Annotated in this window: 19 protein-coding genes, 2 rRNA genes and 1 riboswitch; of the genes, 2 read left to right on the forward strand and 19 right to left on the reverse strand. The window is 46.0% G+C overall.

The annotated features are described in order from the left end of the window. Positions 1–42: 42 nt before the first annotated feature. The 6 genes from yabG to DFQ00_RS25285 form a co-directional block, all read right to left on the reverse strand. A complete protein-coding gene (gene yabG / locus DFQ00_RS25260; protein WP_110899232.1) occupies positions 43–939 on the reverse strand; it encodes a sporulation peptidase YabG in 897 nt (298 codons plus the stop codon). Positions 940–997: 58 nt separating this feature from the next. Continuing rightward, positions 998–1,900 carry a 16S rRNA (adenine(1518)-N(6)/adenine(1519)-N(6))-dimethyltransferase RsmA gene (rsmA, locus tag DFQ00_RS25265; protein WP_425271058.1) on the reverse strand — a complete coding sequence of 301 codons (903 nt, stop codon included), beginning with the start codon at positions 1,898–1,900 and terminating at the stop codon, positions 998–1,000. A 4-nt stretch (positions 1,901–1,904) separates the two neighbouring features. Continuing rightward, positions 1,905–2,450, reverse strand: coding sequence for a ribonuclease M5 (rnmV, locus tag DFQ00_RS25270; protein WP_110899233.1), 546 nt, complete (start codon positions 2,448–2,450; stop codon positions 1,905–1,907). 155 nt (positions 2,451–2,605) lie between these two features. Beyond that, positions 2,606–3,787, reverse strand: coding sequence for a 3D domain-containing protein (locus DFQ00_RS25275; RefSeq protein ID WP_110899253.1), 1,182 nt, complete (start codon positions 3,785–3,787; stop codon positions 2,606–2,608). Positions 3,788–4,057: 270 nt separating this feature from the next. Beyond that, positions 4,058–4,311, reverse strand: a riboswitch (cyclic di-AMP (ydaO/yuaA leader). 241 nt (positions 4,312–4,552) lie between these two features. After that, on the reverse strand, positions 4,553–5,320 hold the full coding sequence (locus DFQ00_RS25280) for a TatD family hydrolase (RefSeq protein WP_110899234.1): 768 nt from the start codon (positions 5,318–5,320) through the stop codon (positions 4,553–4,555). A gap of 340 nt (positions 5,321–5,660) precedes the next feature. Next, positions 5,661–6,938, reverse strand: a complete 1,278-nt coding sequence (locus DFQ00_RS25285) for an HD domain-containing protein (RefSeq protein ID WP_110899235.1) — start codon at positions 6,936–6,938, stop codon at positions 5,661–5,663. A gap of 327 nt (positions 6,939–7,265) precedes the next feature. Here DFQ00_RS25285 and DFQ00_RS25290 point away from each other — a divergent pair, with 327 nt between their 5' ends. After that, positions 7,266–7,520 (forward strand): AbrB/MazE/SpoVT family DNA-binding domain-containing protein, encoded by a 255-nt coding sequence (locus DFQ00_RS25290; protein WP_017691383.1) that lies wholly within the window; start codon positions 7,266–7,268, stop codon positions 7,518–7,520. Between the two features lie 243 nt (positions 7,521–7,763). On the opposite strand, the gene rsmI is transcribed toward DFQ00_RS25290, so the two are convergent. The 10 genes from rsmI to DFQ00_RS25345 form a co-directional block, all read right to left on the reverse strand. Then, entirely contained in the window at positions 7,764–8,648 is an 885-nt protein-coding gene (gene rsmI / locus DFQ00_RS25295) for a 16S rRNA (cytidine(1402)-2'-O)-methyltransferase (RefSeq protein WP_110899236.1), read from the reverse strand. Next, positions 8,649–9,428 (reverse strand): tRNA1(Val) (adenine(37)-N6)-methyltransferase, encoded by a 780-nt coding sequence (locus tag DFQ00_RS25300; RefSeq protein ID WP_110899237.1) that lies wholly within the window; start codon positions 9,426–9,428, stop codon positions 8,649–8,651. Positions 9,429–9,504: 76 nt separating this feature from the next. Continuing rightward, positions 9,505–9,873, reverse strand: a complete 369-nt coding sequence (locus DFQ00_RS25305; protein ID WP_110899238.1) for an initiation-control protein YabA — start codon at positions 9,871–9,873, stop codon at positions 9,505–9,507. 28 nt (positions 9,874–9,901) lie between these two features. Next, positions 9,902–10,702 carry a PSP1 domain-containing protein gene (locus DFQ00_RS25310; protein WP_110899239.1) on the reverse strand — a complete coding sequence of 267 codons (801 nt, stop codon included), beginning with the start codon at positions 10,700–10,702 and terminating at the stop codon, positions 9,902–9,904. 117 nt (positions 10,703–10,819) lie between these two features. Continuing rightward, positions 10,820–11,791, reverse strand: a complete 972-nt coding sequence (gene holB / locus DFQ00_RS25315; protein ID WP_110899240.1) for a DNA polymerase III subunit delta' — start codon at positions 11,789–11,791, stop codon at positions 10,820–10,822. Between the two features lie 9 nt (positions 11,792–11,800). Further along, complete coding sequence (locus DFQ00_RS25320) at positions 11,801–12,244, reverse strand: YaaR family protein (protein ID WP_110899241.1); 444 nt, start codon at positions 12,242–12,244, stop codon at positions 11,801–11,803. Between the two features lie 355 nt (positions 12,245–12,599). Then, positions 12,600–12,929, reverse strand: coding sequence for a cyclic-di-AMP receptor (locus tag DFQ00_RS25330; RefSeq protein ID WP_047914178.1), 330 nt, complete (start codon positions 12,927–12,929; stop codon positions 12,600–12,602). 62 nt (positions 12,930–12,991) lie between these two features. Next, the gene (gene tmk, locus DFQ00_RS25335; RefSeq protein ID WP_110899243.1) at positions 12,992–13,639 is read right to left on the reverse strand and encodes a dTMP kinase; all 648 of its coding nucleotides are present in this window, start codon (positions 13,637–13,639) and stop codon (positions 12,992–12,994) included. Positions 13,640–14,043: 404 nt separating this feature from the next. Beyond that, positions 14,044–15,711: an aminotransferase class I/II-fold pyridoxal phosphate-dependent enzyme gene (locus tag DFQ00_RS25340; protein ID WP_110899244.1), complete on the reverse strand. Its 1,668-nt coding sequence runs from the start codon at positions 15,709–15,711 to the stop codon at positions 14,044–14,046. Between the two features lie 220 nt (positions 15,712–15,931). Then, positions 15,932–16,117 carry a sigma factor G inhibitor Gin gene (locus tag DFQ00_RS25345; RefSeq protein WP_110899245.1) on the reverse strand — a complete coding sequence of 62 codons (186 nt, stop codon included), beginning with the start codon at positions 16,115–16,117 and terminating at the stop codon, positions 15,932–15,934. A gap of 392 nt (positions 16,118–16,509) precedes the next feature. On the opposite strand from DFQ00_RS25345, the gene DFQ00_RS25350 reads away from it, so the two are divergent. Then, positions 16,510–17,034, forward strand: coding sequence for a hypothetical protein (locus DFQ00_RS25350; RefSeq protein WP_110899246.1), 525 nt, complete (start codon positions 16,510–16,512; stop codon positions 17,032–17,034). A 313-nt stretch (positions 17,035–17,347) separates the two neighbouring features. Here DFQ00_RS25350 and DFQ00_RS25355 read toward each other — a convergent pair whose 3' ends face one another. From DFQ00_RS25355 to DFQ00_RS25365, 3 genes are all read right to left on the reverse strand, one after another. Then, positions 17,348–17,788 (reverse strand): hypothetical protein, encoded by a 441-nt coding sequence (locus tag DFQ00_RS25355; protein WP_110899247.1) that lies wholly within the window; start codon positions 17,786–17,788, stop codon positions 17,348–17,350. A gap of 196 nt (positions 17,789–17,984) precedes the next feature. Next, positions 17,985–18,101 (reverse strand): 5S ribosomal RNA (gene rrf / locus DFQ00_RS25360). A 152-nt stretch (positions 18,102–18,253) separates the two neighbouring features. After that, a 23S ribosomal RNA gene (locus DFQ00_RS25365) occupies positions 18,254–18,348 on the reverse strand; the annotation flags it as partial.

Raw genomic sequence — 18,348 nt, forward strand, 5'->3', positions numbered from 1 at the left:
GCAAATAAAAAAGCCCTTTTCAGGGCCCTCTCTAAATCGACTTTATACTGCGGAAGGATTTACTTTTAATGTGGATAAATCGTTGAGACCCGGCAAACCTACCCGGTAGCTGCCCTTGGTTTCTACACCACCTACACCTTGAATACCGCTGATTGTATTGTGCAGCACATCATTCATGTTCACAGTATCCCGAACAGACGTAAACGAAGCTTTGGCGGCCACGTAGACCGGATCGAGCGCATGGATGAGAATTCTGCCAGGAGAGCTGGCGAAATTCGCACCCGCACGCAGCAATGCCTCAAAATGAGACTGACATGCTCCAGCAATAATAGTTAGGGCATCCAGATGTCGCTCATATTGCCTTGCCACTTGAATAGCCGAGACAAAATTTTGCGAGTTTTTGTAGCTTCCAAGACTGTAGAGATCATAGGGCTGCCTTGTCTTTAATACACCGTCATGACCTGTGATCACCACGATATCAGGACGAACTTTGGGTAGCAGTCGATATAGCGTATCTGCCATGGCAGATTCATGCACATATTGCCCTTCTGCAGGAACGCGAAGCTGCTCATACAGGTTCATGCTCTTTTTCAGATAGTTCGGATCTCCATCCAGATGCAGCACCTTACCCGGCATTTCAAAATAAGCCGGTTCCTGCTGGGTAGCCCACTCCTGCATCAAACCTTCCCGATTACGTTCCGCCTGCTCCATCCGGTTCTGCTGCAGTCGTGAGAGCGTCTGGTGCGCTTTAATATGTGCCTGCCTTGTCTTCGCATTCTGTGGTTCGTATGGAACCTGTATTAAATCGTCCACCGGGGAGTCTGCCATCAACCGGAACTCAGTCCCTTTAATGACCGCAGCATCCGTCTGAAGTCCCTCTACCCGAAAAGTCACATCGCCACCGTATGACTTCCGAACGACCAAGTCTCCGATATTCATCAACATAATCACCTCTACCCCATCGTATGGGCAAAGACCCGGATTGGTTCATTCGAATTTACAGACCGCCGCGAACCCCGGCTTCCCACATGACGGTGCTAAGGGTCGCATACTCCTGCAAGCTTAATGTTTCTCCGCGCCGAGCAGGCTGAATCCCTGCCTGTTCCAGCAGCTGATCTGCCTGCTCTCTGTTCTCCTTCGTGAAGAAGCGTGCTTTCAGATTGTTGGAGATTGTTTTCCTGCGCTGGGCAAAAGAAGCCTGTACGACCTCGAAATAATGCTTCTCGTTTGGAATCTGCACGGGCGGCTGCTCACGTACCTTCAGCTTAATTACCGCCGACTCTACGTTTGGCTGCGGGATAAATACAGTAGGCGGCACCACACAGACCAGTTCCGGCATACTGTAATACTGCACGGCAATGCTCAGACTGCCGTAATCCTTCGAGCCTGGTGCAGCTGCCATTCGTTCAGCCACTTCCTTCTGAATCATGACCACGATGCTGTCCACCGGCAGCTTTTCCTCCAGAAGCTTCATCATAATCGGGGTCGTTACATAATAAGGCAGGTTTGCAACAACGCTGACTTTATCGACTGAAGCAAAGTCTGTCGCAAACAGCTCAGCCAGGTCCAGCTTAAGCACATCTCCGTGATGCACCCGTACATTCGGATAAGGCTCCATCACTTCTCCCAGAATCGGAAGCAGGCGCTGGTCAATCTCTACCGCCGTAACCGGACCTGCAGCACGAGCCAGACGCTCTGTGAGCGCCCCAATGCCCGGCCCGATCTCCAGCGCACCCTTGGATTCATCCAGATCGGCTGCACCGACAATTTTATTCAGTATATTTTGGTCAATCAGAAAGTTCTGACCCAGACTTTTTTTGAAGGAGAATCCATGCTTCTGGATAATCTCCTTGGTACGTTTCGGTGTTGCTATTTCAATGGTTTGATCCATGTCCTTCATAAGTTCACATTCCTTCACGTTCAATTTGCGCCAGTGCAGCGGAGAACTCTTCTCTTGTGATCTGAAATACGCTCAGTCGTTTGTGGAACTGCTTGCCGTTACAGTATCCGATTCCGAGCAGATTGCCCATCTCCATCCGTCGTGCAGCCGCCTGTGGGTGAATAATCAGCCCCGCATCAATCAGATCCTCCCAATCAATAAGAGCAGGTGCACCCTCATAGGAAGTGTGTACGCGTGCCAGTGCATGACGAATGGCTTCTGGAGATGCATTCTCAACCCCAATATCGCCTTTACGCGTTGCATCTGCCTCTGGAATAAATGCATGCTTGCAGCCTGGAATCTTATTTGCAATAATTTTGCGGATTCGCTCTCCCGCATGATCGGGATCTGTCAGGATGATTACACCTCGTCTCTCCTGAGCAAGTGCGATTCGCTTCAGCACACGCTGATTAATTGCCGATCCCCCTGTTTCAATCGTGTCTGCTTCAACCGCCCGGCGGATCGCTACTGTATCGTCACGACCTTCCACCACAATAACCTCTTTAATCATGTTTCGTTTCTTCCTTTCTAACGCAAAAAGAAGAGGAGTATCCTCTTCTCTGCCAAACGGCGGAGGAGACTGAATTCAGACCCCTCCGCCGCATATTCCGCATGAATCATTCATGCAACTATTTTATAGCATTCCCATTTCAAAGTAAAACGATTTTAGTTCGCTTCCGGCTTCACCGGGCCAATCACGTAGACCGTTTTGCCTTTTTTACGTCCGAAATTCAGGGCGTGCTTCACACTGTCATAGTAAACGTCTATTTTATTCCCTTTGATCGCTCCGCCTGTATCTTCCGCACGTCGGAAGCCAAGACCTTCGATGTACACCCACCAGCCAATAGGAATGACTTTAGGATCAACCGCAATGGTGCGTCCTTCTGTTACACGAGTACCAGAAGCTGTTTTCGTACCGATACCCGGCTCTTCGGAAGAGTAGGCAGTCATGGATACATTTTTCAACACTTTGGAATATTTAAAAGAAGTCCCGGAGACCGTAATCACCTTGCTGCCCGAGGCAGATGTTTTCGTCGAGTTCGTTGTTGTTGCTTTGCTGCTTGAGGTTTTGGCCGATACCAATTGAACCTCAGGCTCTTTCACAACCGGTTTGGCTTTCGTACCTATCGCGATGACCTTATCTACACGATTATTCGCGATCGTTTTGCCCACCATTTTTTTGGAGACGAGTTCTCCATCTTGAAATACCTTTTCAATATGCTGCACAAGTGTGCCCTCTTTACCATTTACAACTACACGGTTATCCCCTCTAAACAAACTGGGATCTGCCGTTTTAACAACCTTGTACGCAATCGGCTGCTTCACATCCACTGTATGCTTTGTTACACGCACTACACGAATCTTCATATCCGCTTTAATTGCGGTTCCGAGCGCTGGGTACACTTTATCATGATTTGCAACTTCAATACCTGATTGCTTAATTACATCTTGTACCGATGAATCGGTTGTATACAGAGTCTTGGTGTCTCCGTCTGCCGTAATTTTTACTGGAACGGCCCGCTCGATAACGATTCGGTCTCCATCTGTAATCGCCCCGTTTATGGGCATGGATACCTTGTCGTGAGGGCTGACTGTGATTGACTGCTCCTCCAACATTTCCTGAAGCATTCCTGTACGAGTCTCTACCACTTGAGCTTTGCCGTCAATAACCAGTGAAATTTGCTTCCCGGCCTGACCGTAAACGACTAACAAGATCATGATTGCAAGCGCAATTGAGAATATCGCGATCAATGCCATTTGACGCAAGTTCTCATGCTTCCACCGCAACGCGAAAGACTTACTGGATGATCGTGACTCATGGGTCTCTTCTGGTTGGAATGTGCCCACTTCTCCGTCCTCCTTCATAGCCTCGCCGTCTAAAGTAATGCATGATGTATGTGACGTGACTATACCAAATTTTCCTACAGAACACAGATCAGAGGTAATGACCGGTTCTGCACCATGAACCCCTCTTCGCAACATGATGTCATCTCCTGAATGCTTGCCGTAGAATGACGTTATTTCTTTTATTCAAAACAAAAAAAGCCAAAGAAAGAGTACTAAGAGACTCTTTCGTGGCTTCCGAATGATTTTGAATATCGGAAATTCATGCACGAGGTTGCCTCTCTTTTTCCGCTTGCGAGGTTAGCTGTCGGGTTCGGGCGAAAGAGAGCCGCCCTATCTTAGGTCACCCGCTCATGGCGGACGCCCTTGAATTCACCCCGAGACCCAAAGAAGAAATCAAATACGGCTTCGCAGATCCATTCGCTGCTTTTGGGTCAGCGAACGATGCGCATCGGCTTCAATCACCGATGTTTAAGCCCTATTGGTTCCCCCGCTCTCCGATAACGGAGACTCAGCGAGATTGATTCATGAAAGTATTGTTGTCTTATCGGAAAGTGTCCCTTTGTTCATCCCCCGAACATCTGTCCAATTTTCCGCACAACAATTCACTGAAAAGATGATATCCTGTTTTGATGCATGTTGTAAAGCATGGATCAAGTACGTTTTTCTAAATATTTGGTTAAAATATTGTAATATTCTTTAATTATACGAAGCGGATAGCAGATTAACTCTCATTAACTCTCTTTTTCACCGCATTTGCTCGATTTCTTATCCAATCCCAAATCGTTCCATTGCATTTCTGGTAGTAATTGCAGCAATTTCCTCCACCGAAATGCCTTTAATTTCCGCAGCTGCCTCGGCAACCAGACGTACATGCGCTGTTTCATTTCGTTTTCCACGATAAGGATGGGGTGTAAGATAAGGGGAGTCCGTTTCCAGGAAAAAACGATCCATTGGAACCTTCGCAAGCACCTCTTTGGGCTGTTTCGCATTTTTGAAAGTGACTGGCCCGCCGAAGGATAGATGGAACCCTAAATCCAGACACATTTTCGCTGTTTCCCAGCTGCCTGAGAATGAATGCATAACTCCGCCAACTTCACCAGCCTTTTCTTCACGCAAAATACGGACAATATCCTCATGAGCATCCCGATTATGAATAACAATAGGCATTTTCAACTCACGGGCTAATGCAATTTGTTGTCGTAATACGCGGTGCTGCACTTCCTTGGGTGAAGTGTCCCAGTGATAATCTAAACCAATCTCACCGATAGCTACTACCTTTTCATGCTTACACAATGATGCAATCCATTCCAGATCGCCCTCCTGCATTGTGATCGCATCCACCGGATGCCATCCAACCGCTGCATAGATAAAATCGTACGTTTCCGCCAGCTTCATCGTTGTCGGAATTGTCTCCCGATTGAAGCCAACATTGATCATACGCGTGACGCCTGCATCTACAGCGCGCTGGATCATATCCTCCCGGTCTTCGTCGAATTGTGGTGCATCCAGATGTGTATGTGTGTCGAATAACATGCTGTTTAGTTCTCCCTTCATGTCGAAATACTTATTACAATTTTTTTCTGTATCAGACGTTAAAAAATCTTTTTTTATGATACAAATTGATTGGGACAAGTCATCATTTCTATATTTTCATTTTCAACACTCAAGCAACTATATATAGAAGGAAATTGAAAAGTCAAATCAACATCTTGCATCTAATCCGTGTGTGAAAGCGTACATTTCCTCACTACAATTACAAAATTATGTCGATCTACATTTACTCCCCATTAAAGCAGATTAATGTATCATGTAAAATAGCTCTCTTAGAAAGTCTTTCGATATCAAAATGTTTACCCTGCTGCATCACTCAGAATTACAGAAAATAGGGGCGTATATGGGACGGCAATTCATGCAGAATGGCATCCACCTTGTTTTGCGGGTAGTACAGATGATGTTTCCCCAGATGAAGTCCGCTGATTGAACGCACAATATCGGATACCTCTGACAACTCAATTAGTTTGTCCTGCCGATCCAACAGAAGAATCTGTTTATCTGTAGATTGATCTGGACGAAACACATCATATGGATTATCCGTTGGAAAATCAATCTCAAGATCATATTCGGGATTCAGTCCTACGTGAACAAATGCCTCCCGAATCTCTTCAATGTTGTCCAGGTCGATCTGTTCAAGCTCCACATATTTATACAACTTGCGATCCATAAAACGCTCGCACAGCTCGCTGAGAACAGCATCGTCCTCTTTACGCCACTGCATAAAGGCTGTTTGTATCAATGCTTCATCAAGCTGCAGATACTCGGCAACCGAGATTTCTCCATCAAACAGCTGAGGCAGTGGCTCCACCATGAAACGGAATGAGAACTGTTGCTTCACAAGTTCCTTTGCTCTTTTGAAAATTTGACGCAAAATAATTTCGGAACTGCGCGTTACAGGATGAAAGTATATCTGCCAGTACATCTGATATCTGGACATGAGATAATCCTCGACAGCATGCATGCCCGACTCTTTCACGACAATCCGTCCATGATACGGACGAAGCATGCGAAGAATTCGGTCCAAGTCGATGGTACCATAATTCACCCCGGTGAAATATGCATCTCGGAGCAGGTAGTCCATTCGATCAGCATCAAGCGGACTGGTCACCAGATTTACAACAATCGGTTTATCATAGGTTTTCTGGATGACAGAAGCTACTTTCGTTGGAAAATCAGGAGCGTACCGTCTTAGAATCGCCCCTACTTCGGTATCCCCCTGGATAATGCGGCAAGTCCAATCTTCATGATGCATATCAAAAGCCTCTTCAATGGAATGAGAGAAAGGCCCGTGTCCAAGATCATGAAGCAGTGCAGCACAAAGTGTCAAAAGCTTCTCTTCCTTCGGCCAATCCGAATAATGACTTCGTTCAAACTGAGAGATAATTTTGCGTGTAATTTCGTATACACCTAAGGAATGGGAAAAGCGGCTGTGCTCTGCCCCGTGAAAAGTAAGATAGGACGTCCCTAATTGACGTATGCGGCGTAGCCGCTGGAATTCGGGTGTGTTGATCAGTTGCCAAATAATCGGTTCTTGCACATGAATGTAATTATGTACCGGATCTTTGAATACTTTTTCTTCCGTCAGACGATGTTCCATATCCATTCACTCCTTTTAAAATTTCTCTTGTTATAGATATTACCGCGTTTAGCTTCGTTTTTCATCAAGGATTCGACACACTTTGACGAATATTGTCGAATAAAGGTGTTTTAACGTTTTCCAAATCGACAAATCTTACATGCATGTTTAAATGCGAAATATTACGCGCAATCCCTTACTACCAGCAAACTCAACTAAAATCCCCTTTATTTTAAGCTAATTTTAAGGTTGACTGTTTTGGGAATCGTTGGTATGATGAGTATCATAAAACATAAAATAATGTCGAATAATGACAATGATAGTTAGCTGAGAGGAGCACTGATTATAATGATGAAATCAACAGGTATTGTAAGAAAAGTGGATGAACTGGGACGGGTAGTTATTCCAATCGAATTGCGTCGTACGCTCGGTATTGGTGAAAAAGATGCTTTGGAAATCTACGTAGACGGCGAGCGCATCATGTTGAAAAAATACGAGCCGGCTTGTATCTTCTGTGGTAACGCAGAGAACGTAACATACTTCAAAGGTAAAATCGTTTGTAACGAATGTATCTCTGAAATTCCTGCACCAGTAGCAAAATAAAAAAACAGGTATATTGGATTTATCTATATCGTTAATTCTAACCTTTTTATATTCCTTGATGTCCCTCCCGGTGTGTACCCCACCGCTGGAGGGATTTTTTCTACCTCAATATGAAAAGCAGTCACATATTTTTCACAATTTATTGTGTTTTTATTTTCCATTTTAAGGTTTTTTTAAGGTTGAATTTAAGCTTATCTTCAGGTCATTTACCCCATATTTAGTAAAATTATTTATTCCTGTCTTTTATTCAATCAGCGCGTTGTATACGTCTCGTTTAGTCAGGCCGCGATCACCTGCTGTTTTTTTCATTGCATCCTTCCGGCTGTTTCCTTCATTCTCATAGTGCGCTACATGCTCTTCCAGTGAAAGCACCTGCCACCATGCTTCCCGTTCAGCCTTACGCTCCTCTTCCCGAATCCCTTCCACCAACAAGCAATATTCGCCCAAAGGCGGGTGCTGCTCCAGCCATTCGATGCACTCCTGCAAATTGCCTCTTACAAATTCCTCATGCCGTTTAGTCAACTCGCGCGCTAGTACAATTGAACGATCACCCAGAATCTCCTCCAGATGCATTAATGTTTTACGAATACGATGCGGGGATTCATAGAACAAAAGCGTTCCGTTGGACTCGTTAAAGGATTCCAGCACCTTCCGAATGTCCTTTTTCTCCCGTGGCAAAAAACCACCAAACGTAAATCGCTCGGTTGGTAGCCCGGATACGATCAAGGCGGATAATGCAGCATTCGGACCGGGAATCGGAATCACGGTAATTCCCGCTTCAATTGCAAGCCTCACCAGATCGGAACCCGGGTCTGAAATGGCCGGCAATCCCGCATCACTAACCAGTGCCAAATTTTTTCCTTCTATTATATAGCGTATCAATTCAGGACCACTTGCACTCTTATTGTGCTCATGATAACTGAACAGCATCGAAGGTGTGATTTCGAAATGGGTCAGTAGCTTTCTCGTTTGGCGTGTATCTTCTGCGGCGATAATATCACAGCTCTGCAATGTCTTGATGGCACGGAAGGTCATATCCTCCAGATTGCCAATCGGCGTGCCTACCAGATAAAGCTTACCCGCAGTACCGAACGGTTCACTGAAGCTTTTTTGAACATGCAGTGTCATCTATTTACCTCCTTCCTTTGTACGCTCAGTCTGTTGCTGACCATAATAAATGTCCATAATCTCATCGCAATAATTCCCCTGTTCATTGTAAACAATAAGCGGCGGCAGCATACGTACCTCCGGCTTGCCATCCTTCATCGCTTCAATCAGTACCATATTTGCTTCCAGATGTGCACGCGGGTGCACCATACGAATACGTTTGGGCTCCAGCTTGTACTGACGCATCAAGGATATTATTTCACCCAAGCGTTGCGGGCGGTGAACCATGGATACTTTTCCCCCGTTTCGCACAAGACGATTGCAGGCCTGAATCACTTCCTCCAGGGTGCAGCCAATTTCATGACGTGCCATAGCCTGATGTGTGTTCGTTTTAAGATCGCTCCCATTCAGAGGCATGTAGGGTGGATTAACAGTAATTGCATCGTACACGGCATGCCCTGTCTCATTCACCAGTTCCCGCAGATCTCCCTCACGAATCAGGATGGATGCTTCAAGCTCATTCAGCTGCACACTTCGGCGTGCCATATCAGCCAGTCTCGGCTGAATCTCAATCCCCTCCAGGCTTGCCTGCGTACGTGTTGTCAGCAGAATAGGCACAACGCCGTTACCTGTACATAGATCGAGAACACGCCCGCGTTTCGGTACGGAAGCAAAACGTGCAAGCAATACAGCATCCATGGAAAAACTGAACACCTCATCGCTCTGAATAATTTGCAAGTCATGAGAGAGCAGATCATCAATTCGCTCCGACTCCTGTAAAATCACTTCATGGTCTGTCATATGTTACACTCATCCTCCGGTATTCTATAACGTTTATAACCTTGAAAAAAAACCGTAGGGAATCCCTACGGCCATTTCATTTATTCAAAAAAGACAGGCAGAACAGACAATCGCCTTCCGTCCGCAAATGTCCATAATAGACGTTGCAGATGTGGAAGCCTTCATGATACAGCCGGGCCAAATTATCGTACCCCTCACCTACTACATCTTCACCTGTAGCCGGTCCAGCCGGTCTAGCTACAGGTGCAAGCGCAGAGGAGATCGGCAGATCGGCCGGCGCTTCACGCTTCAGCAGCTTGCGTAACTGCTCATTCTCAATGGTAAGCCGCTGATTATCCTCCAGTAGCTCTTTTACAATCATTTTTAATTCTGCTAAATCACCGTGCAACTGACCCATTTGGGTTTCCATTTCATGAATGTGTGTAAACAGATTTTTCTTTTCCAAGTTTCCACCCCGAAGCAACCTTTATGGTTTACTTGATAACGACGTCATCCAGCGGAAGTTCTTTGACTTTACTGATGTCAAACAGTTGAACATGCACCGTGCGGTTACCTGCGTTAATTCCGACAACTTTACCTTCACCCATTGAAGTGATGACCAGTTTGCCTACAGCCGGCAGTTCTTCTCTCACACTTTCATAATTATCATGTTCAAATTTCAGACAGCACATAAGTCTTCCGCACAACCCTGAAATTTTCGTCGGATTCAGTGACAGGCTCTGATCTTTAGCCATCTTGATTGATACCGGCTCAAAGTCTCCCAGCCAGGAGGAGCAACATAATACCCGTCCGCAAGGTCCGATTCCACCGAGCATTTTAGCTTCATCACGGACACCAATCTGTCTCAGTTCAATTCGTGTCCTGAAGATGCTGGCCAGATCCTTGACCAGCTCGCGGAAATCTACTCTTCCTTCTGCCGTAAAATAAAAAATGATTTTATTGCGATCAAACGTAAATTCCACATCAACCAGCTTCATTTTGAGGCCATGGTCTCTGATTTTATTTAAACAAGTGCCGAAAGCTTCCTTGGCTGCACGCTTGTTCTCATCCACTACGCGGGCATCTGTATCACCAGCAACGCGGATAACCTTTTTTAGCGGCAGTACCACATCAGCTTCGCCTACTTCCTTCTTACCCACGACAACCTTACCGTACTCAACCCCTCGTGCCGTTTCCACGATCACGCAGCTTTCTTTCTCGATAGGAAGGTCCAGGGGATCGAAGTAATAAATTTTGCCCGCTTTTTTGAAACGGACACCCACTACACTGTACAAAAAATTAACCCCCTTGTAAGCCAACCCCACTTCGTCTGAAGCCCTGACTTCTTTAGGGAACCTGCCGAAGTTATAACCGTTTGCATAGGATTGGAACTCACATGATGCTCTCCAGCCTTATGCCAAACCGATCAAAAATTGCTCCAGACAAAGCTGGCCATTGACATTAAAACGCAATTTTTTTCTGCATGCCGCGGCCAAATCCATATAGGAGACCCACTGCTCCGTGCTGCGGGTATTTGCCAACTGAGACAGCATGTCTAACTGATCTATAAAAACGATATGTTCATGCCTACCATACTGAACATACAACATGTCCCTGAACCATAAATGGAACAGACTAAGCAGCATGTCCAGATGTTCCGAGAGTCCTGTTTTAAAAAGCTTCTGCTGTGCCGAGATCAAGGATGTGCTTCCTCTGCCCAGGGACTCCTTCCCTAATTGTAACATTACGTTTCTAATTTCTGCAAACCAATTCTGCTGGAGAATTTCTCTACATGCTTCCAGTCCTGACGCTAAATGGACAGCAGGCCGCGCCAGATTTGCAGGATACTGTTCTTCCATTAGAACTTGAAGCATTTCCTCCGGATTCAGCGCACTGAACGGCACCAGTTGGGAACGAGAGCGAATCGTAGGCAGCATAGCTTGAACGTTATCTGTAAGCAATATACCCACTGCCGGCACCTGCGGTTCTTCCAGAAATTTCAGCAGGCTGTTTGCCGCCTGAACCGTCATTTTCTCCGCTTGCTCTATAATGTACACCTTGGGGTGTCCCGCTTCTGATCGGTAAGAGAAAATACGCTGTAAATCGCGAATCTGATCTATTTTAATGTTATTTCCATCCGGTGCCAACATCGTCAGATCCGGGTGGTTTCCATGTTCTATTTTGCGACATTCAAGACATTGTCCGCAGGCGTCATCCTCAAGCTCTGTACAGAAGATCGCCTTGGCGAATGCTAGAGCTGTTGGCAGCTGTCCGCTCCCGGGCGGACCACTAAACAAGTATGCATGACTGATTGCCTTACGTCTCAAACTGCTCTGTAACAATTTCTTTGCTGCCTCTTGACCCTTAATCTGTTGAAAGGACATACTTCCTCCTCAAAAGCTTAAATTAATAAGCATCCCCCTAATTTCTCCTACTTGTTGTAAGAGAGTGATCTTGCCTTCTTCTGTATCCAGCAATTCATCCGCCATAGATAACAGAGCCGAGTCAATCTCGTCGATCAGTTTGTATCGCTTCCCTCTGCCCCGGCGATCCCAACCCCGCGTTTCCCTCATCGTAACACCACGGCGAACCGTTTCTTCAAGAAATCTTTTGACTAGCTGCTTGTAAGCCTTCAGCTCACGGATCGTCATCGAACGAGTCAAGCGTTCACCCTGAAGCTGAATTTCACTTAAACGGCGATTAAGCTCTGCCTGTGAAGCTCGTTCCCCCTGGTGATTCATCATATCAGAGAAACTTTTGGATTGAACCGGCTTGGAGCCGGAATCATTCGTATTGATTCCACTCTGTATCGGCCTGAATCCAGGATTGATTTTCATGAATGCGCCTGCTTTCTATCAAATGTTAGGCCAATCGCACATCAGCACAGAGCGCGCTGCGCCTGTGCGTAAGATGAACCTTATATGTTTTGAATGCACTGTATATATAATGGTAGAGAAAAATGATTTAATACATGGTTGTGTTGTAGGTTCCCTCTCCCAAAAGAAGGCACTCCCGGCGGAGTAAAGTCTTCTTCTGGAGAGAGTCGGTCGGTTCTTGCCATCAAGAAGGGCGCTCCATAAGTGACACGTATGCATACAGGATACGTCCTTTTACATCGTTCGTTATCATCTTGCAAGATGCAATCATGCTATTGATAATGAAAAACACTCATGGATTTCATGCACAAACCGATTAGAAATGCTCAAAACGATCTACCGGAAGAACAAATACGGTTGCTCCACCGACTTGAACTTCAACAGGCAGCGGCAGGTACGAGTCGGTCGTTCCGCTCATTGGTGTAACCGGAGTTACGAGCTGTTCACGAACCTTACAGCTGCTGCGAATAACGTTCATGACGGATTCGACCTGACTATCATCGACACCGATCATAAACGTCGTGTTGCCTGCCTTCAAAAATCCACCCGTACTGGCAAGCTTGGTTGCCCGAAAATTCGCTTTGACCAATGCGCTGGATAATCGGTTGCTGTCTTTGTCCTGTATAATCGCAACAATCAGTTTCATCCTGCATAACCTCCTTTAGAATAAGCACTTTTAGCAAAATGCCATGTCTATATATTAGACAATTACTTGTCAAAATCCTTTAAAATCCCGCTCTCCAGCGACAAAATCATTGCTTTCTCCACCTCATCCGGAGCCTGTGAAGCATCTATCATTTGAATGCGCTCTGGAAATTGCTGTTGTAGCAGGAAATATGCCTCACGTACTTTACGATGAAACTCCAGATTCTCCAGATCCAGACGATTGACCTCACGACCATCATGTGCCTCAATACGCCCAAGTCCCTGTTCCGGCTCAATATCGAGATAGAGGGTTACATCCGGCATCAAATCTCCAATGGCAAAACGATTAATCGCCCAGACATTCTCTATTCCGAGGCCGCGGGCATATCCTTGATAGGCCAGACTGCTATCGACAAACCGATCACAGATGACCGTTTTGCCAGCTTGCAGCGCAGGCTCTACCTTCTCCGCCAGATGCTGGCTTCGTGCTGCCGCATAGAGCAGTGCTTCGGTTCGGGCATCCATCGCCGTATGAAGAGGGTCAAGGATGATGCTGCGTATTTTCTCTGCAATCTCAATCCCGCCAGGTTCCCGTGTGACTACATAAGGTATACCCCGCTTCTCAAAATAAGAACCGATTCTACCGATCATCGTCGTTTTCCCTGAGCCCTCTCCTCCTTCCAGCGTAATGAATTTACCTCTGCCCTGCATATGCTTCCCTGCTTTCTGTATTCATAGCTGCATCAATTCAAGGCTATTATGCAATTGCCTAGACCCTCTTACACCAGAATATGATGCCACTAGCCCAGAGGTGTATCATAAACAACTGCATTTAATACCAATAAAATAATACAAGCTTGTTTTCTTTCTATCATACTATACCTCCAACATGAAACGTAAGACCTTTCTCAACCAGGGCATTTATTACTTTACATAAAACAGGTAAAGCCCCCTGTTATAACCTCAACTAGCTGTAAAGGCAGATCGCTGCTCGATTATTGATGGAATTTAACAAGAACAAGATTTACAGCACTATTTCAGGATGAAGTTATGCTCAGCATGCTATCTGATCCTGCTGTTGCCGAGCACTAGTGAACTTTACTTTATTCTCTACATCATGAACGTTGCTTCATGACCTTTAATGTGCGAGCTGTAGGATCAGATATGCCGTGAAACCTTGCTCCCTCTTCGCGTAAAGTCTGTATTCTTACCGCTGCTTTGGTGCTAATATGCTCTCCAGGATAAAGCAGAGGAATTCCCGGTGGATACGGAATAACCATCTCTGCTGCTCGGCAGCCTGCACTCTCTTCAATAGGTATTTCCATCGTGTCTGTCTCCTTGATCGGTTGAAGTGAGAAAACTACAGGCTCCGAAACAGATTGATTTTGTTCTGTAATGTTCCACGTGGAAACATATTTTGGTCGATTGTTATCGGCAACAATATGTTCAGACCTGCATGACGTTGGCGAATGCTCAGCTACGCAGGACTCGTCTACATGTCGTAGAGCCCCTAGCAGTTGCTCGGCATCCTCCAGGGTCGAGCCAAGACTGAAGAGCAGCACGACGTTCCGCTCGTCGCTCATCTCGGGCACGCAGCCGCAGGCTTCCAGCTGCTGCTGCAGCCCATAACCGCTCAGTACCCCTGTGTCGTCATATATGACGACCTTGAATGGGTCCTGAGCGGTATATCCTGCGCTGCCAGGCATCGCCGCAGGCACTTCATGGCCGCACAGCGGCCCCTGCTGCAGCGACTCATCCGCAGGCTGCAGCAGTTGGAAGCGCGGCAGCTCCGCCAAGCCGCGCTTAAAGGCTTTCACGGCAGCAAGACCTGCCGTGAAAACCTCTGCGCCGTGCACATGCAGCAGCCGGCGCGACAGATCAAGCGAAGCCATCACCGGGTACGATGGGCTCGAGCTTTGCACCATGGCCAGGCGCTGCCGCAGCAGGGACCGGTCCAAGCGCGGTCCCTGAATATGCAGCATGGCTCCCATGGTGAATGCGGTCAGCATCTTGTGCGTCGACTGCACCACACCGTCTGCTCCGCAGGACAGTGCAGAGACAGGCAGCTCCGAATGCTGCCCGTAATGCGCGCCATGCGCTTCATCCACGAGCAATGGCATGCCAGCATCGTGGCAAAGCTCGGCAATTGGCGTCAAATCTGCGCCCATGCCATAGTAATTCGGCAACGTGACAAATACACCCTTTGCCTCAGGATACTTCTGGACAGCAGCCTGAACCGTCTCAATCGACGGCATGACAGCAAGTCCAGATCCAGGGTCAACCCATGGCTCCAGAAATACCGCCCTTGCGCCCCCCAGCATTAATCCGTGAATGACTGATTTATGCACATTACGCTGAACCAACACAATGCTCTCCGGCTCATCACATATCGTCAGCAGTAAGGACAGGTTGCCCGCTGTGCTGCCCCCCACAAGAAAAAAGCTTTCTTCCGCACCAAAGCAATCCGCCGCCAGCTCCTGCGCTTCCTTGATGACTCCCTCTGGATGATGAAGATCATCCGTGCCGGTGATTTCTGTCACGTCCATCTCCATCATCTCCAGATAGGGACGGACGGGTACCATTTCTTCCTCAGTGAACACGCCTGTCCATGTTTGCTTCGGCTCTGCATCTTTCTGCGCAGGTCGAATCCATTGATGATAGGCTTGTCCATTTTTATGCCCTGGCACATGAAATGAACGCTGCTTCGAATTACGATACGCAAGTAACGCTTCATATATAGGGGCCTTCTCTTTGCCAACCTTTGATTTATTATTTTCGTTCATACGTTAACCATCCTGTGAATGTTATTCTTTTTCGTGCATCATGATCCTGCATTCTTTATCATCAGCATACGCCTTCTATACAGGCCACACAAGATATCCCCCCATCACATAACAAAAAAAGGCCCTATAGGCCCTTCAATTTAGCGACAACAGCATATGCACTTCTAACGTTTACGTTTAGAGAAAGAAATCTCCATCAAACGATTAGTTGGCAATCAGTTCAAGCGTTCTTTTGTACCCAGATCTGTTTCATCTGATGAATAAAAAAATTATACTTCGCATCCTGCGCATCGGTATGAACCATCTCTGCTTCACAAGTATCGCATATAAATTCAGATACAATAAAAATGCCTTCTCTCTTCCTCTGTTCGCATATAATACATGTGTGTTCGGCATGTTCTTCCATGAACCATCCCACCTTGTTTTACGTTTACTATCAGTATTGCACAGTTTCTATTATTTTAAACATTTTCATAGTGCTTTCTTTCTATAAAATATATATATTCGCTTTCCCCTCTATAGGTGTCTGTACCGAAAAGTTACAACAAACTTCTATGCTCAAATATTATCTACAAGTGATACGACATCGCATCTCCCTTCAGAATACAGCGTTATGCCTCTATACAACCTTGCCACAATTCATAACTCAAAATAAAATCTTAAAAAAACTTGGAATTACAGCCGATATATAAGATATGATAACGATATCAAAGTTTTCCAAACCTATCATCTACATCACCAAATACATATGCGCATCCCTTACAATTAACATGAACCTGAAGGAGGATTTATAATCGTATGATCGCCGAACCGGAGAATAAGGCAACCTTTTATCAGTACCGTCTTCTGAAAAAAAAATCTATTGCCCGCAGTGTCATATACAGCTACCTGTGTTTACCCGTTATGATGCTCTTTTTTAATCTGCTAGCCTTCTCCTGGACCGGCCTCTTCTTCTTTTTACTGGCAGGGCCGATTACCCTATGGATTCACTATGTCATCGCCAGAACTATACTGCTGCTCGTACGTACCTCCTATACGAAGCGCTGGCGCTGGAATCTGAGCATGCCCTGGTTCGGTTATGTGCCAGATCAGCATTTTAGTTATCGCATGTTTGCCCGTGTTCATCTGAACATGAGCTGGATCGGATTATGTATCATTACAATCTGTCTCTTATGGTCACCAGTCTCATTCACGCTGTCATTGCTATTCTGGCACCTCTGGATGCTTGGTCCTCGGTTCTACGCCATAATCATCCTCGCCCGTGAACGTAAAGATGGGCTCATTAAATTAAACGACCAGGATGTCTCTTATTATCTTCAGTAGGTTAAATCCGATTTCAAGCTATACCTTCATCATGAGATTACCCTATACCATCCAATAAAGGTTATCCACAGTGGATAACCTTTATTTCATTCTCTGATCTTACGTCTCTTCTTATCCACAGCATTGATTCTGCTCTGCTCTCCTCTTTTCTTTGCTCCAGCTCCACCATTACTCTGCCTTAAAATATAGCTACGGGGGAGCCCTTCTCTTCCCCTACAGCATAAAAAAATAAAAAGCCCTCATCATATCGAAGAGGACATTCATTATATAGGAACATTACAATGTTAATTGTTACATCACATCATGAATTCAATCAATCATCTTCACCCAGGGACTTAACTGTCGTTTGTGTTGCTTCATTTCGAGGAACCATTAAAGTAAAAGAACCATCATGCACAGCTAATTGTACGATATGGCCTTCCTTCGAGAAAACATGCAGGTTACTGGAAGTGTTTGAAGAACGTTTAGTCTGTTTTTCCGTCCATCCCCAACTTTTAATCTCGTCAAGATAAACCTCAGGTAGGCTCATACCTTCATTAATTCCAGACAATGTATATCGAACATAATCCATATCCGAGTTATTTTCGGACTGGTCAGATTTATTCGCTACTTTGGGTACCGGAAAACTCTTCTCGTTAACCGCACCTTCATAAGATGTCCATACAGATCCTGAAGCTTCACCGCAGCCTGCAAGAACCACTGCCAGACAAAACAACAGTATGGAATGAAGTCCAACTCTCCGCCAACTTAACACACACACCCTCCTTTTCACAGCTGCACAATCCAGCTCTTCGGTCAGGTACTTTTAGCATATTTAACATAGTCCTATTATACTGGTTTTACCCCTGCCATCCGTAACAAAAATGTTACCTTCACATAACGAAGATGTAAGCGCCTAATATATGAAAAAAATAAAAACCACCACCGAATATCATCGGCAGTGGTTCTTTGCTTGGCGGCGTCCTACTCTCCCAGGACCCTGCGGTCCAAGTACCATCGGCGCTAGAGGGCTTAACGGTCGTGTTCGGGATGGGTACGTGTGGAACCCCTCCGCCATCGCCACCAAACGCGATTGGATTGAAGTTTATCTTCTTTCCATATCCATTAGAGAACTGAAAATCATACACACACTCGGTAATGTACCGATTTTCACTTCGTTCAGAGTGTTGTTCTCTGAAAACTAGATTCGAAACGAAACTCACGCTCATTAGCTTGCTATTTGGATAAGCCCTCGACCGATTAGTACTGGTCAGCTCCATGCATTGCTGCACTTCCACCCCCAGCCTATCTACCTCGTCGTCTTCAAGGGGTCTT

The sequence above is a fragment of the Paenibacillus barcinonensis genome, assembly GCF_003217495.1.
GTDB classification, from domain to species: Bacteria; Bacillota; Bacilli; order Paenibacillales; family Paenibacillaceae; genus Paenibacillus; species Paenibacillus barcinonensis.

What these genes read in the sequence shown, in the direction of transcription:
- rnmV (WP_110899233.1), bottom strand. Translation starts at nt 2,450, where the DNA reads ATGATTAAAGAGGTTATTGTGGTGGAAGGTCGTGACGATACAGTAGCG.
- yabG (WP_110899232.1), bottom strand. Translation starts at nt 939, where the DNA reads ATGAATATCGGAGACTTGGTCGTTCGGAAGTCATACGGTGGCGATGTG.
- DFQ00_RS25290 (WP_017691383.1), top strand. Translation starts at nt 7,266, where the DNA reads ATGATGAAATCAACAGGTATTGTAAGAAAAGTGGATGAACTGGGACGG.
- DFQ00_RS25345 (WP_110899245.1), bottom strand. Translation starts at nt 16,117, where the DNA reads ATGGAAGAACATGCCGAACACACATGTATTATATGCGAACAGAGGAAG.
- rsmI (WP_110899236.1), bottom strand. Translation starts at nt 8,648, where the DNA reads ATGACACTGCATGTTCAAAAAAGCTTCAGTGAACCGTTCGGTACTGCG.
- DFQ00_RS25300 (WP_110899237.1), bottom strand. Translation starts at nt 9,428, where the DNA reads ATGACAGACCATGAAGTGATTTTACAGGAGTCGGAGCGAATTGATGAT.
- DFQ00_RS25285 (WP_110899235.1), bottom strand. Translation starts at nt 6,938, where the DNA reads ATGGAACATCGTCTGACGGAAGAAAAAGTATTCAAAGATCCGGTACAT.
- DFQ00_RS25280 (WP_110899234.1), bottom strand. Translation starts at nt 5,320, where the DNA reads ATGTTATTCGACACACATACACATCTGGATGCACCACAATTCGACGAA.
- DFQ00_RS25340 (WP_110899244.1), bottom strand. Translation starts at nt 15,711, where the DNA reads ATGAACGAAAATAATAAATCAAAGGTTGGCAAAGAGAAGGCCCCTATA.
- DFQ00_RS25320 (WP_110899241.1), bottom strand. Translation starts at nt 12,244, where the DNA reads ATGAAAATCAATCCTGGATTCAGGCCGATACAGAGTGGAATCAATACG.
- rsmA (WP_425271058.1), bottom strand. Translation starts at nt 1,900, where the DNA reads ATGAAGGACATGGATCAAACCATTGAAATAGCAACACCGAAACGTACC.
- holB (WP_110899240.1), bottom strand. Translation starts at nt 11,791, where the DNA reads ATGTCCTTTCAACAGATTAAGGGTCAAGAGGCAGCAAAGAAATTGTTA.
- tmk (WP_110899243.1), bottom strand. Translation starts at nt 13,639, where the DNA reads ATGCAGGGCAGAGGTAAATTCATTACGCTGGAAGGAGGAGAGGGCTCA.
- DFQ00_RS25330 (WP_047914178.1), bottom strand. Translation starts at nt 12,929, where the DNA reads ATGAAACTGATTGTTGCGATTATACAGGACAAAGACAGCAACCGATTA.
- DFQ00_RS25350 (WP_110899246.1), top strand. Translation starts at nt 16,510, where the DNA reads ATGATCGCCGAACCGGAGAATAAGGCAACCTTTTATCAGTACCGTCTT.